The 16,418-nt window shown below is 43.4% G+C and carries 18 protein-coding genes; 11 read left to right on the top strand and 7 right to left on the bottom strand.

The genetic code is table 11. The features are described 5' to 3' along the window. The first annotated feature begins 195 nt into the window (after positions 1-195). The 3 genes from AB4513_RS20055 to AB4513_RS20045 all read left to right on the top strand — a co-directional run bounded on the left by AB4513_RS20055 (position 196) and on the right by AB4513_RS20045 (position 4,024). On the top strand, positions 196-2,097 hold the full coding sequence (locus AB4513_RS20055; RefSeq protein ID WP_102257679.1) for a PTS mannitol transporter subunit IICBA: 1,902 nt from the start codon (positions 196-198) through the stop codon (positions 2,095-2,097). Between the two features lie 191 nt (positions 2,098-2,288). Further along, complete coding sequence (locus AB4513_RS20050) at positions 2,289-3,437, top strand: mannitol-1-phosphate 5-dehydrogenase (protein WP_102257678.1); 1,149 nt, start codon at positions 2,289-2,291, stop codon at positions 3,435-3,437. A 50-nt stretch (positions 3,438-3,487) separates the two neighbouring features. Continuing rightward, on the top strand, positions 3,488-4,024 hold the full coding sequence (locus tag AB4513_RS20045; protein WP_102257677.1) for an MltR family transcriptional regulator: 537 nt from the start codon (positions 3,488-3,490) through the stop codon (positions 4,022-4,024). A 32-nt stretch (positions 4,025-4,056) separates the two neighbouring features. Here AB4513_RS20045 and AB4513_RS20040 read toward each other — a convergent pair whose 3' ends face one another. The 4 genes from AB4513_RS20040 to AB4513_RS20025 all read right to left on the bottom strand — a co-directional run bounded on the left by AB4513_RS20040 (position 4,057) and on the right by AB4513_RS20025 (position 6,580). After that, complete coding sequence (locus AB4513_RS20040) at positions 4,057-4,473, bottom strand: hypothetical protein (RefSeq protein WP_009846104.1); 417 nt, start codon at positions 4,471-4,473, stop codon at positions 4,057-4,059. 32 nt (positions 4,474-4,505) lie between these two features. Then, positions 4,506-4,781: a hypothetical protein gene (locus tag AB4513_RS20035; protein ID WP_009846105.1), complete on the bottom strand. Its 276-nt coding sequence runs from the start codon at positions 4,779-4,781 to the stop codon at positions 4,506-4,508. 103 nt (positions 4,782-4,884) lie between these two features. Continuing rightward, the gene (nagB, locus tag AB4513_RS20030; RefSeq protein ID WP_102257676.1) at positions 4,885-5,685 is read right to left on the bottom strand and encodes a glucosamine-6-phosphate deaminase; all 801 of its coding nucleotides are present in this window, start codon (positions 5,683-5,685) and stop codon (positions 4,885-4,887) included. A 541-nt stretch (positions 5,686-6,226) separates the two neighbouring features. Next, positions 6,227-6,580 (bottom strand): DUF413 domain-containing protein, encoded by a 354-nt coding sequence (locus tag AB4513_RS20025; protein WP_017097795.1) that lies wholly within the window; start codon positions 6,578-6,580, stop codon positions 6,227-6,229. A gap of 156 nt (positions 6,581-6,736) precedes the next feature. On the opposite strand from AB4513_RS20025, the gene AB4513_RS20020 reads away from it, so the two are divergent. Beyond that, positions 6,737-7,627: a LysR family transcriptional regulator gene (locus AB4513_RS20020; RefSeq protein ID WP_029222811.1), complete on the top strand. Its 891-nt coding sequence runs from the start codon at positions 6,737-6,739 to the stop codon at positions 7,625-7,627. A gap of 210 nt (positions 7,628-7,837) precedes the next feature. Here AB4513_RS20020 and AB4513_RS20015 read toward each other — a convergent pair whose 3' ends face one another. Then, entirely contained in the window at positions 7,838-8,041 is a 204-nt protein-coding gene (locus AB4513_RS20015; protein WP_012601212.1) for a hypothetical protein, read from the bottom strand. 232 nt (positions 8,042-8,273) lie between these two features. On the opposite strand from AB4513_RS20015, the gene AB4513_RS20010 reads away from it, so the two are divergent. The 3 genes from AB4513_RS20010 to AB4513_RS20000 all read left to right on the top strand — a co-directional run bounded on the left by AB4513_RS20010 (position 8,274) and on the right by AB4513_RS20000 (position 10,872). Continuing rightward, on the top strand, positions 8,274-9,722 hold the full coding sequence (locus AB4513_RS20010) for an AlkA N-terminal domain-containing protein (protein ID WP_017097793.1): 1,449 nt from the start codon (positions 8,274-8,276) through the stop codon (positions 9,720-9,722). Between the two features lie 82 nt (positions 9,723-9,804). Beyond that, on the top strand, positions 9,805-10,281 hold the full coding sequence (locus tag AB4513_RS20005; protein WP_102257675.1) for a methylated-DNA--[protein]-cysteine S-methyltransferase: 477 nt from the start codon (positions 9,805-9,807) through the stop codon (positions 10,279-10,281). A 207-nt stretch (positions 10,282-10,488) separates the two neighbouring features. Next, entirely contained in the window at positions 10,489-10,872 is a 384-nt protein-coding gene (locus tag AB4513_RS20000) for a hypothetical protein (RefSeq protein WP_102257674.1), read from the top strand. Position 10,873: 1 nt separating this feature from the next. Here the strand turns inward: AB4513_RS20000 and nhaD are convergent, their stop codons facing one another. Then, positions 10,874-12,313, bottom strand: a complete 1,440-nt coding sequence (gene nhaD, locus AB4513_RS19995; protein WP_012601208.1) for a sodium:proton antiporter NhaD — start codon at positions 12,311-12,313, stop codon at positions 10,874-10,876. 426 nt (positions 12,314-12,739) lie between these two features. On the opposite strand from nhaD, the gene AB4513_RS19990 reads away from it, so the two are divergent. From AB4513_RS19990 to AB4513_RS19975, 4 genes are all read left to right on the top strand, one after another. After that, positions 12,740-13,477, top strand: a complete 738-nt coding sequence (locus AB4513_RS19990; protein WP_009846112.1) for a nucleoside recognition domain-containing protein — start codon at positions 12,740-12,742, stop codon at positions 13,475-13,477. Next, on the top strand, positions 13,477-13,944 hold the full coding sequence (locus AB4513_RS19985) for a YjiG family protein (RefSeq protein ID WP_004737023.1): 468 nt from the start codon (positions 13,477-13,479) through the stop codon (positions 13,942-13,944). Before AB4513_RS19990 ends, AB4513_RS19985 begins: the two co-directional genes overlap by 1 nt. 646 nt (positions 13,945-14,590) lie before the next feature. After that, on the top strand, positions 14,591-14,977 hold the full coding sequence (locus AB4513_RS19980) for an MAPEG family protein (RefSeq protein ID WP_009846114.1): 387 nt from the start codon (positions 14,591-14,593) through the stop codon (positions 14,975-14,977). 8 nt (positions 14,978-14,985) lie between these two features. Continuing rightward, positions 14,986-15,516 carry a hypothetical protein gene (locus AB4513_RS19975; RefSeq protein WP_009846115.1) on the top strand — a complete coding sequence of 177 codons (531 nt, stop codon included), beginning with the start codon at positions 14,986-14,988 and terminating at the stop codon, positions 15,514-15,516. 58 nt (positions 15,517-15,574) lie between these two features. On the opposite strand, the gene AB4513_RS19970 is transcribed toward AB4513_RS19975, so the two are convergent. Next, positions 15,575-16,210: an START domain-containing protein gene (locus AB4513_RS19970; RefSeq protein WP_012601207.1), complete on the bottom strand. Its 636-nt coding sequence runs from the start codon at positions 16,208-16,210 to the stop codon at positions 15,575-15,577. Positions 16,211-16,418 lie beyond the last annotated feature (208 nt).

Genomic DNA, 16,418 nt, shown 5'->3' with positions numbered 1-16,418 from the left:
GTCTTTGTAATTTTAATTCATGGTGTTTTTGTGATCCGAATTACTCTTGTTAACCCTAAAGTGTTTTTTGAGTGTGATACTCGTCACTAAAATTGGGTCGGGGTGCATTTTAGAAATGTTGTGATACATTTTAAATGACTTTTGAGTACACACTTTCGGTCATTTGACCAACCAATACATTACGGGGTTCTACCTATGTTATCACCAGAAGCTAAGATTAAGGTTCAAAACTTTGGTCGTTTCTTATCCAATATGGTAATGCCAAACATCGGCGCATTTATTGCGTGGGGTTTCATTACTGCACTATTTATCCCAACAGGTTGGTGGCCTAACGAAACGTTAGCATCAATGGTTGGTCCTATGATCACATACCTACTACCGCTATTGATCGGTTACACCGGTGGTAAAATGGTTGGCGGCGACCGTGGAGCGGTTGTTGGTGCAATTACAACGATGGGTGTCATCGTTGGTACAGATATCCCTATGTTTATGGGTGCAATGATTGTTGGCCCTCTAGGTGGTATCGCAATTAAGAAATTCGATGAAGCTGTTCACGGTAAAGTGAAGAGCGGTTTCGAAATGCTAGTGAACAATTTCTCTGCTGGTATCATCGGCATGATCTGCGCGATCATCGCGTTTGTCGTGATTGGTCCTGCGGTTAAGATTCTATCTGGCGGACTTGCTGCTGGTGTTAACGCAATGGTTGAAGCAGGTGCTCTTCCTCTGGCTTCTATCTTTGTTGAACCTGCGAAAATTCTTTTCCTAAACAACGCAATTAACCACGGTATCTTCTCTCCACTAGGTATCCAGCAATCTGAAGAGATTGGTCGTTCAATCTTCTTCCTAATTGAAGCTAACCCTGGTCCTGGTTTTGGTCTTCTACTTGCTTACATGGTATTTGGTAAAGGTAGCGCGAAACAGTCTGCTGCCGGTGCATCTATCATTCACTTCCTAGGTGGCATCCACGAGATTTACTTCCCGTACGTACTAATGAACCCACGTCTAATTCTTGCTGTTATCGCAGGTGGTATGACGGGTGTATTCACTAACGTAATGTTTGACTCTGGTCTTATATCTCCAGCATCTCCAGGTTCTATCTTCGCAGTTCTACTGATGACGCCAAAAGGCTCTTACCTAGGTGTCGTACTTTCAGTTATCGCTTCAACCGCTGTGTCTTTCATCGTAGCTTCAATCCTACTTAAGACTTCAGCTCAAGGTGGTGATGACGAAGATTCACTAGAAAAAGCATCTGCACAAATGAAAGACATGAAAGCGTCTTCTAAAGGTGCTGCATCAGAAGCTGGTGTAAACCTAGCGGATGTTAAGGCTGTCTATGTGGCTTGTGATGCAGGTATGGGTTCGAGTGCAATGGGTGCTGGTCTACTTCGCAAAAAGGTAGCAGCAGCAGGCCTAGATATTGAGGTAACAAACTACGCAATCAACAACCTACCGGCTGATTCGCAAATTGTTATCACGCATAAAGACTTAACAGACCGTGCTCGTAACACCGTACCAGGTGCAATGCACATGTCTCTAAGCAACTTCCTAGACGGCGGTGTCTACGACCAGCTAGTTGCTGAGTTAACAGAAGCTCAGGCTACGAATGCTCAAAGTGGTGAAGCGAAAGTAGCTCCTTCAGTAGCACCAGCTCAAGAAGGCAACAAGCTTGCACTGACTAATGACAGCATCTTCCTTGGCCTTAAAGCGACTCAGAAAGAAGACGCAATCAAGTTTGCTGGCGAACAATTAGTAAAACTTGGCAACGTATCACCAGAATATGTAGACGGCATGTTTGCTCGTGAAGAGCTTGTGTCTACTTATCTAGGTGAGTCTATCGCAGTACCACACGGCACAATCGAAGCGAAACAGTACGTACAAAAAACCGGCATTGTTTTCTGTCAGTACCCTCAAGGTATTCAATGGGGCGAAGATGAAGATGATATCGCGAAGATGGTTATCGGTATTGCCGCACAAGGCGATGAGCACAACATGGTGCTGATGGCTATTACCAATTCACTCGATGATGAAGACGCTGTGGAATGCCTACAGAACACAACAAACCCTGCTGATGTTCTACGTATTCTCAACGGAAACTAACAAGCTCTAGTCAAGCTCCTGAGTGAAGGAGGCCAGTATCCCCCTACTGGCCTCATTTCCGGTCTCAATCTTTATCTGTAGATAAAGGTTCGGTCTGAATAGGTCACTGCTTAATGCCTAGGACGTGATTGAAAGCGGCATGTGTTTGAGTGGTTAGCTATTTAGATTCAAATATTTATAAGGTCAAAATTATGAAAGCGTTACATTTTGGTGCAGGTAATATCGGTCGTGGTTTCATTGGTAAGCTTCTTTCTGATGCTGGTATGAAGGTTACGTTTGCTGACGTAAATGAAACGGTTGTAAATGCGTTAATTGAACGCCAAGAATACCCAGTTAAGATTGTTGGCGAAGAGTGTGTTGTCGAAGTTGTTAAGAACGTGTCAGCAGTAAACTCAGCGACAAGCGCAGTAGTAGATTGCATTGCTGAGTCTGATCTTGTGACGACTGCAGTGGGCCCTACGGTTCTTAAAATCATCTCTAAGTCTATCGCTCAAGGCATTGAAAAGCGTGCAGCTGCAAACAACACTGTACCAATGAACATCATCGCGGCAGAGAACATGGTTCGTGGTACTAGCCAATTAAAAGCAGCCGTGTTAGAGCACCTTTCTGATGAAATGAAAGCGTTCACTGAAGAGCACATTGGCTTTGTTGATTCAGCGGTTGACCGTATTGTTCCACCGGCAGAAGCGGGCGAAACAGACCCTCTAGCGGTAACGGTTGAAACGTTCAGCGAGTGGATCGTAGACCAAACACAATTCAAAGGTGAGATTCCAAATATCCCAGGTATGGAATGCACTGACAACCTAATGGCTTTCGTTGAGCGTAAACTGTTCACGCTAAACACAGGTCACTTAGTAACGGCATACCTTGGTGTGCTTGCCGGTCATGAGACTATTAAAGATTCTATCGAAGACGACGTAATCCGCGCTGAAGTAACAGCGACGATGGAAGAGAGTGGTGCGGTTCTGATTAAGCGTTACGGCTTTGATCCAGAAGCACACGCTGCCTACATCCAAAAGATTCTAGGTCGTTTTGCTAACCCGTTCCTACGTGATGAAGTAGACCGCGTTGGTCGTCAGCCAATTCGTAAACTGAGCCCGCAAGACCGCCTAGTTAAGCCTCTAAACGGTACATTAGAGTACGGCCTACCGAATGCTCACCTAGTAAAAGCAATCGCTGCTGCGTTCCATTACAAGAACGAAGACGACCCTCAAGCGGTTGAACTTCAAGCAATGTTCGCAGAAAAAGGCTTTGCTGAGACATTAGCGCATTATTCTGAGCTGAATAGTGACTCAGAAGTTGTTAAACTAGCGGAAGAAGCTTATCTAGCATTGAAATGATAAACCATCAAAGTGCCACACCAGTGGCACTTTATTCTTTTAGAGCAACCATGCCCATACATACAACACACGAATCAGATTTACTTGAAGAACTAGCCGAATCAGCTAATGCTGCGGAGTGCCTGTTGTGCGCCTACGATGTCTTAGAAGACATGCTGGACGCTTTGTTGAAAAGTATCTTCTATAAAGATGACTACGCAGTAAAATTTGTTGTTGACCCTCTCCTCACCACCGATGGCCCTTTAGGGGAAATTCTGGTTCGAACAAAATTATTGTTAGGGTTAGGCGTGATCAGTAAAGAGGTGTATGACGATATTGAAGTTTTCGTTACTCTAAAAGAGTGGGTAAATATTCAAGAAGGTCAGGTGAATTTCTGGGACCAAGATGTCGTTTTTGAACTTAATCGTATCAATGCTATTCAAAAAATGATGCCAATCGACTACGCCCCAGAGTTGGTCGAAGGCATGTCTGATGATATGAAGCGGATGTTTTTAGAGCGCCATTTTCAAAAAGTGCGCTCTACGATAGTGCTAGCGGTTAATGATATACATCAGCAGTTAGCGAAAGAGAATGTGCTGACCTCTTAAGCTATCTCTAGGTAGTGAAAGTAAGCTCGGTGCTATTTATGATCTACTTTTGTCAACCACAGATCACACTGATCGATGAGCTCTTGCAAAAATTGTGTTGGGTTCGCAAGTTTCTCATTTCCTTTTACACTTGTTGTCGTTACCTGCCAAAAACTCAGTGAGACTAGGTTTCTTTTGTATAGGAACTCATTTAACTCTGCTGATGAAAGCGCAAGGGTCTCCCCAAACACATCATATAACTGTTGTATAACTGGCTTTAGCTCTGTGATAGTGCCTTTCAGAAACTGCTCTGAAGTCAGGTTTTCAATGGCTTGGGTATCACTAGAACTGTTTTGTTTACAAAGTGCTCTAATCGACTGGTAGAGTGAGTTTTCCAACCTTTGTACTGAAAGCAGAGCTTTTCCAAGTAGAGATAGTTGTTCATTGCTTAGGTTAGTTGTGTCTGTCATTTAAGTCAGTTCCTAATAAATTGAAGTCTGTTTTACCTGAATTTTGAGCTAGCTTGTTCGGGCGTATAGGTGTCTGCATTGAAAATAATATAGTCACCGCTTATCAATTTTTCACATTGAATTTGTCCTTTAAAGCCAATGCTGCACAGTTTTTTTAGCAAGTGTGGCTTGGCGTTATCGTAGACAATATTTAAAAAAGGAAGGTGGTTAGAGTGAACTACGTTATGTAGATTAAACTCTTCTAATGCCTCTGAGAGGTGATCACTGTCAGTCAGTTCGATGACCTCGACAATTTCATTCAACAACATGTCTATTTCCATATTTTTTAGTTGATAGCGATTGTGACATAAAAAAAAAACCACTTCCGATAGAAGAAGTGGTTTTAATTCTACAATCAAGATCTACATCAAATTATAGGTCTTGAATGTTCTCAGCTTCTAGCTCTTGGAAGTAGCGAAGAGTCTTAACTTTTAGCTCTTGTTGAGCTGGCTCATCAGCAACGATGATAGCTTTACGGTGCATCTGTAGAGCGGTAACAGTCCACATGTGGTTTACAGAACCTTCGATAGCCATTTGAAGCGCTTGCGCTTTGTTGTGGCCTAGAGAAAGGATCATTACTTCTTCAGAATCTAGAAGAGTAGCAACACCGATAGTTAGTGCGTATTTAGGAACTTGGTTGATGTCGCCATCGAAGAAACGAGAGTTCGCGATACGAGTGTCTTCAGTCAACGTTTTGATACGAGTGCGTGAAGATAGAGAAGAACCTGGCTCATTGAACGCGATGTGACCGTCGATGCCTACGCCGCCCATGAACAGGTTGATTTTTCCGTATGAACGGATTTTTTCTTCGTATGCTGCACAGTGAGCATCGATGTCTTCAGCTTTGCCGTCTAGCAGGTTGATGTTTTCTGCTTGAATATCAACGTGGTTGAAGAAGTTTTCGTGCATAAATGTGCGGTAAGACTCTGGGTGGTTTGGTTCGATACCAACGTACTCATCCATGTTGAATGTTACAACGTGCTTGAAGCTTACTTCGCCAGCTTTGTAAAGTTCAATTAGCTCAGCGTAAGTAGTTAGAGGTGTGCTACCAGTAGGAAGACCTAGTACAAATGGACGCTCAGCAGTTGGAGCGAATTTGTTGATCGAATCTGCGATATGACGAGCAGCCCATTTACCTACTTTTGCTTTGTTGCTTAATGGAATAAGTCTCATTGATTTTGCCCCTAGAAATTAAATATTATAGTGTTCTGAAACATTAATTCGCATTATAAAATAAGTTATCAGATTCCGCTATTGTTTTAGGTCAAGTTTTTGCCTTTTTGATCATATCTGTGATTGGAATTCTCAAAATTTCACAATTATTGTATGGATATTTGGTGGCGTTAAACAAGATTAATACGTTTGTCATATATCGTCGGATGGATTTGATTCAGGGGCTGAAGGATCAACAAACTTTATTGGATGAAGAGTAAGGGGGCAATGAAAATGCGATCAAAGTATGGTGGCTATGTGGCACTGCCGTACAAAAAATAAGGAAGTTTCGCCGACAGGCGTGAATTATCATTGGGTATATTTAAGAATAGTGATTATTCAAAGGTATCACTATGAATTTTATATAAATATTGGTAAAACTGGACAGGTTGGCTAAACTTATTAATTACGAAGAAGATGCGAGTTTATTTTAAGTTCCCGCTAATCCGAGATGAACCCAAAAAAAGCTCAAAGTGATGAGGTATCACTTTGAGCTGTTTTACTAATCTTCTAACACTAACTCTCTTTCGTATTCTTCCCGAGAAACTTCGCTGCGTTTGCAGCCGTTTAGGGTATGAAAGCGACGGCGTCCACGAGCCAGTTGAATGTACTTCAACCAAACACGCTCTAACTTGGACTTCGCCTTATGAGGGTGAGACAACACTTTGATGAAATGTTTTTCTTCTGAGTTGCTTGGCGAAAGTTCGCCAGTCTCAAGTGCAAGCATAGTGTCACCAAACAAGGTTAGGATTTCCTCTTCTGAAAGAGTAAAATCACCCGACTTAGCAAACCCTCGTGGGAATTTAATGGTGTCATAAAAACGTTTTTTTCCGTGTCGGAATTCGGTCTCAGACATATCAGCCTCAGTAATGTGGTTAGATAGAAATTAGTGTTTATTGCTCACGCGAAAATATTGTTAAAAGGCTAAAATAGGAAACAAAACGTTTTTGCCTTTACGATAAACAATCCTAGATCGGCTAGTTAGCAGATTTATTACAGAGATGTATTTTTGATGGATGTGAAAGTATTTAGAACCTTTCTTGAGGTTGCAAGGGTGCGCCACTTTGGGCGTGCAGCTGAAAACTTGTATTTAACACAAGCAGCGGTGAGTGCGCGGATTAAACAGCTTGAAGGCTATTTTGATACTCAGCTCTTCATTCGTGACCGCAATAACATCAAGCTGACCTCTTCTGGTGAGCGTTTGATTGGTTATGCTGAAGTGATGGTATCCACCTTACAACAAGCCAAATTTGAGCTGTCGTTAGAGAGTGGAAAAGCGTTGCAGTTAACACTGGGTGGCACACCGAATATCTGGGATGCGTATCTACAAAACTGCTTAAGTGTGGTGACCGACTCTTTCGGTGGCTACGGCTTTATGGCCGAGGTGATGGGTCGCGAACAGCTGAACCGTAATTTGCTAGAACGAACCTTAGACATGGCTTTTGCTTTCGATCAGATCAAAGCGGAAGAGCTGAACTGTAAAAAAGTCGCTGACTTGGTTTTGGTGTTGGTATCAACGGAGCAAGATGATCTGGAATCTGTATTCCAACATAAATACGTTTATGTCGACTGGGGAACGCGTTTTGGTTCTGAACACGCCGAGCGTCACCCCAAAGTGCCTGCGCCGTATCTACGTACCTCAACAGCTCGTATCGCTTTAGATTTTATCTTAGAGAAAGGTGGCAGTGCGTATTTACCTGTTTCTATGGTTGAACCTTTTATCGAGTCGGGTCAATTGCACAAGGTCAAAGGGGTTGAAGACTGGTATCGCCCAATTTACCTGAGCTACCGTAAAAGCAGTACTTCGGTTGATGCGATCATTCAGGTTGAGAAGTTGGTTAATGAAATTGACCCATCGACTGCCTACACGTTGCAACAAGCCGCTGAACAAACACCAGAGTAACAGCTGTTTCTGTAACCAATATGCTTTGTTGACTAAATAAAAATGGCTCCTAACTAGTTATATAGTTGGGAGCCATTTTTGTTTTTAAACCAGAGATGATTTTCTTTTCCAAATCAGAGATAACCCTAACTCGGATAAAACCGTTTAAGCCTGGTATGCGTAACCTTTTTTAAAAGCCCTATCACTTCAAAGCACTATTCTTCGAAAATTCTAGAGATTCATTAGATTCTCGATAGACTCTTCAAGAGAGTGTGACATGTAAGAATGGATTTGATTGCCATCCGTTGCGTCAATCTCAATCTTAGAAATCCCCTTATCCGCTTCGTCTTCAAGAAAGCTTAGAGACTGTTCGACTGATTGACTGGTGAGAACCTGTTGGTTTGATAAAACAATACGACATGTGTGAAGAACCATAGCCTTTTCCTTATTATTCGATAGGTCTCTGCATCTTAATGTGCTGAGTACCGTTCGTTGACGTTGTGAGAATAATCCTTTCTCAAGGTTAAATTTAGTCGAATTGAGCGAAAAGAAAACCCTTTTTTGTGATTTATCTAACCTTCAGTTCCGAAAATGGCTAGCGACAATAACAGTTCACGGTAAACTTTTAGTTATTGGAGCACAGTATGGCTAATGAGAAGGACAGAGTATGTCTAAGAATATTCATCACAACAGCGCGTTAACGAGTGAGCAGTGCCATTTGGCTCGATATGCGCGAGATGTTCGCTTTGATGGGATGTTTTTCACAGCGGTGAAAACCACCGGGATTTTTTGTCGCCCTATTTGCCCTGCAAGTCCACCCAAAGAAGAAAATGTCGAATACTTTTCTCATCAAGCTCAGGCTTTGAAAGCGGGTTATCGCCCATGCTTACGTTGCCGACCAGACAGCGCGCCTTTTTCTCCGGCTTGGAAAGGTGTTGAAACTACCTTTCTGCGAGCTATGCAATTAATCGACAACGGTGCGCTGAATTCGGGGTCGATTGTCGACCTTGCCACTCGACTAGGCATCTCAGATCGTTATTTACGAACCTTGTTCGACAATTACATCGGGGTGTCACCGAAGCAATATAGCCTTTATAGCCAATTGATGTTTGCCAAGCAGTTACTGCATACCAGCAGCATGAGCATTACCGATGTCGGTTTTGCGAGTGGTTTTAACAGCACGCGCCGCTTCAATGATGCCTTTCAAAAAGAGCTTCAGCTTTCGCCAAGTCAAATACGAAGAGCTAAGCCAAGTAACAATCTAAGTAATCATATCCAACTCAGTTTCCATGGCCCGTTGGACTGGGATCATTTGCTGGGCTTTTATCGACGACGAATGATCGAAGGCTTAGAAGAGGTGGGCGACGGTTATTACCAACGCACAGTGAACGTGAACGGCTCGAAGGGCTGGTTCAAGGCCACTTTAGCCAAAGAGAGCAGTTTGGATATTGAGTTTGAGTTGGATGATATGAGCCAATTAAGAAGTTTGATCGCCAATATTCGACGTATGTTCGACCTTGATGTTGATATCAGCAAAGTTGAAGATTTCTTTAGCACCATTGATCCCAACTTGGTGGCTAAGAGTGGTATTCGTATCCCTGGTGTGTGGAGTGCTTGGGAAGCCGGAGTAAGAGCGATTCTCGGGCAGCAAGTCTCGGTAACAGCGGCCATTGGTCAGCTCAACTTGTTGGTGCGAAAGCTCTCAGGTTCATATCAGGTGTTTGATTCACAAGAGCAAGCTAATTCACAAGAGTGCTCTGACTTACAACAAATTGCTGATTCATCAGAGAAAGCGTATTTCCCTACACCTAAACAAATAGCTGATGCTGATGTGAGCTTTCTAAGGATGCCGGGAAGTCGTAAGGAAACCTTAAAGCGTTTTGCCCAATACATGGTCGATAACGAAGCTGAGCATCCTTCTAAGTGGATTGATCTCAAAGGTATTGGTCCTTGGACGATTCAATATGCGCTGCTGCGCGGGCTCAGTGAACCTAACCACTTGCTAGTAGGCGATTTGGTGGTGAAGAAATTCATCGAGCATCGCCCTACCATTAATACAGAGAGTGTTTCGCCTTGGGGAAGTTACGCCACGTTCCATTGTTGGAATCAGTCTTAAACGATGTTTCAAGTGGAATAGAGATACCTATCTGATATAGAAGCAATGAATAAACATCGGAATTACCAAGCTAGGAGAGATTATGACTAACCGTTTTACTTATTATCAAAGTCCACTAGGAACCGTGACGTTACAGGCGAACGATGAAGGGCTGCTCGGCCTTTGGTTTGAAACTCACACTACCAAGCCCGAACAGTTAGGTGTTCAAGATGATAGCTTTCCGATCTTTGCGTTGGCTATCAAACAGCTCAATCGCTATTTTGCTGGTGAAGCTATCCAGTTTTCTGTGCCGATCGCAGCCAAGGGCACTCCGTTTCAGCAGTCGGTTTGGCAAGCGCTGATGACCATTCCTTATGGAGAAACATGGAGCTATGCTCAATTAGCTGATGCGATTGGTAACCCAAAAGCGGTGCGTGCAGTGGGTTTGGCGAATGGCAAAAATCCGGTGTCTGTGATTGTGCCGTGTCATCGTGTGATAGGTAAAAATGGAAAGCTGACGGGTTATGCGGGGGGGGTAGAGCGTAAACAGCGTTTGTTAGTGATTGAGGGAAGAAAGTAAGTAAGCTTAGAAAGCTACTGAGCTAGCAACTTGAAACGCTGTTCTATCGGTTAAGGTTGAAGGTTTGTACGACTCAGGAGGAACATTAAGAGATCCCAGCGTGACTCTGCAATAAAAACGTGACTTTGCAATAAATTCGCTACTTTCTGGAAAATAATGATTTGGTTGCATATTATTTAGCCATGATTTTTAGGCAAGGATGCCCAAATGAATAACCATCATTTTCTGATAATAGCTTTCACTAGTGTGTTATTGCTGACCGGTTGTTTAACTGATACTAGTCGCCCCTTTGAAGTACCGCAGCTTGTTTTGTTCAAAGGGATGTATGAGAACGCGGACGATAACAGCTATCTACTTTTTGAGTCAGGACAAATGACCTATCAAACAATCGGTAACACGGTCACTAGAACTTATCGTATTGAAAATGATTTGATTAACATCGAGTTGAATTCAGGAAATAGCCGAGTGGATTCTGGGTTGATGATGCGCATTCAACAAGAAGGAGCGGTGTTAACCTGCAACCAGTGTCCAGCAGTGCAGTTAAGCAACGTCTGGACACGTGTTGATAAGCCTTTAGTTGATATGCATTAGGCTAGAACATATCACCGTTCAGCCATAGGTGAGCGGCGATACTGACCCCATAACCAATCATGATTACTGGCATCCATTTTAAGTGGCCAAAGAAGGTGTATTTTCCATGCGCCGCCCCCATCAATGCAACACCAGCGGCACTACCAATAGACAATAAGCTGCCGCCAACGCCTGCGGTTAGGGTGATCAGTAGCCAGTTGCCCATCGACATTTGGGGTTCCATGGATAACACGGCAAACATCACCGGAATGTTATCGACAATAGCCGATAAGATCCCCACCATGACGTTGGCCCAAATTGGATCCCACTGGCTATACATCACGCCCGAAGCTAATTCCAAGTAACCAAGTAGACTCAAGCCACCGACACACATTACCACGCCGTAGAAGAACAAAAGCGTGTCCCATTCGGCATGAGAAACTCTTCGAAATACATCGAACGGCACAACAGAACCGAGTCGCTTCAGGGCGCCTTCATCGTTATTGGCGATCGCCACTGCCTTTTTCTTGGCGAGTGAGTTGGGCAAAGTCTTGCGTAAGTAATAGCCAAAGAACTGCAGATAGGCGAGCCCCATCATCATACCCATTACTGGAGGGAAGTGGAGTACGGCATGGAAAGCAACAGCGGTCGCTATTGTCATAATAAACAAGAATACGATGCGCCTCGCACCACGTTTTAATTCAACGTGTTGATGGACTGTGTCGGGCTGAGTGGTGGGTACAAAGTAAGACATGATCAACGCAGGGACGAGGTAATTCATCACCGAAGGAATAAACAAAGGAATGAACTCACTAAAGCTCACATAACCAGCCTGCCACACCATGAGTGTTGTGATGTCTCCGAATGGACTGAATGCACCGCCAGCATTGGCGGCTATCACGATATTCACGCAGGCTAGGTTGACGAATTTAGGATTAGAACCTGCCACTTTAAGAACCACAGCGCACATCAATAGAGCTGTCGTGAGGTTGTCTGCGATCGGTGAGATAAAGAAGGCCAGAATACCGGTTATCCAGAACAAAGAGCGAAAGTTAAAGCCTTTGCCTACCATCCACGCTTGCAGCGCATCAAACAGTCTCCTCTCTTCCATGGCGCTAATGTATGTCATGGCGACGAGTAGAAAGAGTAATAGCTCGGCATATTCCAGCAGGTTGTGTTCGAGCGCTTGTTTGGCGACTTCAACAAGGTTGTGTTCTTGGTAGGTAAAACCAATGATTATCCAGATTAGGCCCGCTGCAAGTAGAACTGGCTTGGATTTTCGGAGTTTTAGGTATTCTTCCATCATCACCACGATGTAGGCGACAACGAAAATGGTCAGCGATAGGTAGCCAGCAAATGAACTGGTTAGTTTGAGCGGCTCTCCCAACTGAGAAGTGGCAGCGCCTGCTACCGTAGAAAAAAATAATAAAGAGAGAACAGCAGAAAGCTGGATACCTAACATGGATTACGCTCCGAAGTTAATAAGTTATTAACACGGGTAAAAGCGTAGACCTAAATAACCCTGTTCAGTGTGATAGATATCTTAATAATTCAATAGATTATATAGAAAACAGTAGATTGGGTGAAAACGTGAGATCACGATGAAAGATTTTTTTGAACTTTCTATTCGAAGCCTGATTATTGTGGCGATTATGTGCGTTTTTGATTGCGGTGTTGAAGCTAGGTTTGTTTAGTTTTGTATGAGAAATATTCTAATTTTTTTAGCGTATACCTCTACTTTAAAATTTGAATCACAGTTTTATATGTTGCTTTGGTTCTTTTATTTAAACCGATGCACTATTTGATTTTGGTCATTAACCTTTTGCTCATTAGTTTGCACTATCTATACGTGTTATGTTCCACATAAACGAGATGTATAGAGGTCCTTATGACTAATCCAACCAAAACCGATCGTAAAGTCACGATCGGCAGCTATATCGCACTCGCGTTCGCGATTGTGTTCTTTTCAGGCTTAATGCAGTCCAATGAATGGTATGGAGTGCTCGATTTTACGACGCTCAACGGTTCATTTGGTAAGGTCGCTTACGATGTGAGTGAGTCGGCTGATGGTATCCAAGCGGCAACGACGTCACTGCGTGGTAAAGGCGGTAGTGGTGCGCGCGACGGTTTCATTTTTGCATTGACACTTATTCCGACCGTGATGTTTGCATTGGGCATGATTAACGTACTTGAGCACTACGGTGCACTGGACGCGGCTCGTAAACTACTAACTCCACTACTTCGTCCTTTAATGGGTATTCCGGGCAACTCAGGCTTGGCACTGATTGCTTCTCTGCAAAGTACCGATGCGGGTGCTGCGATGACACGTCAGCTCAAAGATGAAGGGCATTTGACTAAGCGTGAAACCGATGTGTTCACCATGTTCCAGTTTACTGCGGGTGCGGCGATCGTTAACTTTTTCTCTTCAGGTGCGGTGTTGTTCACTCTAACGGCGATGGATGGTTCTTTGGCAGTGACATCGTCAATTGGTCTTGCTGTTGCGGTGATGTTTATCTTCAAGTTTGTTGGTGCGAACTTATTCCGCCTTTACCTCAATATTACTGAAGGTAAAGAAGACAAAACAAAATCAGACAAAGAACAAAAACTGGAAGAGGAAGTAGCATAATGAGCGAAGTTAAAGCAAAGAAACCAATGGTTACTGATATTTTCGTTGAAGGTGCTAAGAAAGGCTGGGTTATTGCGACAACCTCTACAGTACCTAATGTTCTGATGGCGTTTGTGATTATTAAGGCGTTGCAGATTACTGGTGCACTGGATCTGATGGGTAGTGTGTTTGCACCTATCATGGCGGTATTTGGTTTACCGGGCGAAGCGGCAGCAGTATTGATTGGCGCGTGGATGTCGATGGGTGGTGCAGTCGGTGTGGTTATCACGCTATTTGACCAAGGCATTTTGAACGGCAACCATATTGCTATTTTGGCGCCAGCTATCTACTTGATGGGTTCTCAGGTGCAATATATGGGACGCATCATGGGACCAATTGGTACTGAAGGTCGTTATATCCCTGTGATGATCGCGATTTCAGTATTGAATGCGTTTGGTGCTATGTTTTTGATGAACATTATTTTGTAACGTGGCTTTGAACGATTAGCTACTATTTGAACGATCAGTTACTAATAGCTTTTCGATGTTGAAAAAAGAAACCCCGTTTGGCTTTCACCAAACGGGGTTTATTCTTTTTCGTAGCCATCCTGCTACTGACGTTGTTACTTATTTTTTAATAAGGTCACGTATGCTCCTTGCATCGTTCCTTGATTTGGCTAAATCCTTTAACCTATCCAATCCATCGCCTTCCTAGCGGTGTCCATGCTAACTCATCATCCTGACAAGTGACTCTATCCTAGAGTAAAACTTCCTTGCTGATCACTCATCCTAAGCCATCAAATCTTCATCCTGAAGATACCTAATCCGTTAGGCTTTTCCTGTTCTTGCCAACTCCCTGTCGACATGAGTATTAAACACTTTGGAGGCTTTATTCGCAATTAGCCTTAGGAAATAAATATCCTCGTTAACTAAAATAAATATGCGTGGATTCATATAAAACAAGGGGTTGGGTTTGTAATTTTACTTTTTTCTGCGAAGCTTGACTGTGATCTCTTACGTTCGGTGTGAGAGATCTCTTACAAATTTTCGGGCGCGAATATCATTCGTTGTCGAACTCATCCGTCGATAGGTGAGCGAAATACGCTCAACAAACTCAAAGTAATAGGAAAATATAATGGTTACAGCACTTTACGCAGCCTTGCTGACGGTCGTAATGATTTGGTTGGCGATAGAAGTCATTAAGCAAAGACGAATCAATCTGGTTGCTCATGCAGATGGCGGTGTTGAGTCGCTACAGATAGCACGTTCCGCACAAAGTAATGCAATGGATTACATCCCAATTACGGTTATTTTGATGGGCTTTTTGGAGATGAATGGTGCCAGTGTGTGGCTTATTCATGCCATTGGTGTTGCATTTATTCTGGGGCGTGTGATTCATGCAAAAGGTATTCTGGCAAAAAACTTAAAGGGTAGAAAAGTGGGCATGGTGTTGACGCTTATCTGCATGATCTCTTTGATTGTCCTAAACTTAGCTTACCTACCTTTTGATAAAATGTTCTAGGGAGCATTATGGCATTGCGCCTTCCCCCTGCTTGGGCGATTGTCCTTGCAGGTCTCATACTGAACGTCATGGCTATTGTCATGTCGAGCTTGGTGCTCGACAAAATTGAAGCGGAAAAATCGGAATACAACGATCGTAAATACGGTAATGTGTACTCAATACAACTGGCCTGGAATACGATCGAAACCTTAGAGCGCAAGCGTGAAGCCATTCTGATCCACCTAGATAAACCCTCAACAGAAACCGCTCAACCTGCCACCATCCTCGATGAAGCGCTGCGCGGCCAACTCCGGAGTTGGGTGAGTGAGGAGGTGCCAGCCATCTCGTTGGCTAATTTACCCAAGCTTATGATGCTGATAAACAGTGCTCAAGAAGCCCAACGAGCACGAATTGATGACTACTATTTGGATAATCTGACCTTGGTTGAATTAATCCAAAGGCTCGATGAAAAAATGGCTTTCTACAAGAATATTGCCCTGTTTCTTCAGGTGTTTGGTTTAGCACTTATCTTAGCTCGCGACCTCGCTAGAAGGCCTTAGTATCTATTTATCTACCACTTACTTAGCTACCTAGTTATCTACCCATCGACTGGTATCGCTAGCGAGACTCACTTGGCAGGTTAGGGTGCTGCTGGCCTTGGTACTTCTGTAATTGTTCTTTTAGCCCTTTAAACGTGCTCAGTGCACTATCAATCGATAATTTGTTCATTAACCAATTTGGCAGGATGCCACCTGCGTTCGCGTAAGCGGTATAGGTGATATAGGTATTACCATTGGTGAGCGGTTGCAGAGTCCATAAGGCATCTACATCATAAATTCGAATGTACCCCGACTCTTTCGCCAAATAATCAGACGCATCCTTGATCGACAAGACAAACTGCCCATCCTCGATGCTATATTTTGAGTAGGTCACCATATCGCGATCTCTGGCAGGCCAAGGCGCTTTGAACTGGGTATAGACGATATTTTCATCCTCAGATATCTGCATCAAAACACGACTTTCCGATACGTTATCTATCCAGTTTGGCACGTTCGCGCTGTCTTCCAATAACAGCAAAAAACCAGAATAAGTGGTGGGCGTTTGCATTTGTGCTCGTATTTCTACCAAGCCTTCAGTGTGAGGTCTCTTATCAATGATGATGCCATCTTCACTTTTTACGAACTGCCATGGAGCAGCGTAAGTCAGTGTTGATAAAGCATAGAGTCCGATTGCTAAAATCCTAGGTAATATCATTATTCTTCCATGAAAAGAAAAGCTTATCTTTAGGAGTATAGAATAAAAATGGTTTTGATTCGTGCTGAAATCGCACTGATTTCTCTCTGGTTTGAGCGTTACATCGCTGTTTATCTTGGTGTTATCAATAATTGGCTGCTTATTTGTATTTGAGCCGTGAAAATAAAAACGGAAGCGTTCGGTTTCTTCCGTTTTGTTCGTGGGCAAT

The sequence above is a fragment of the Vibrio sp. 10N.222.54.E6 genome (genome assembly GCF_041473955.1).
GTDB lineage: Bacteria > Pseudomonadota > Gammaproteobacteria > Enterobacterales > Vibrionaceae > Vibrio > Vibrio tasmaniensis_A.
The sequence above is the reverse complement of the archived record's forward strand: the minus strand, read 5'-3'. Positions and strand labels throughout refer to the sequence as shown.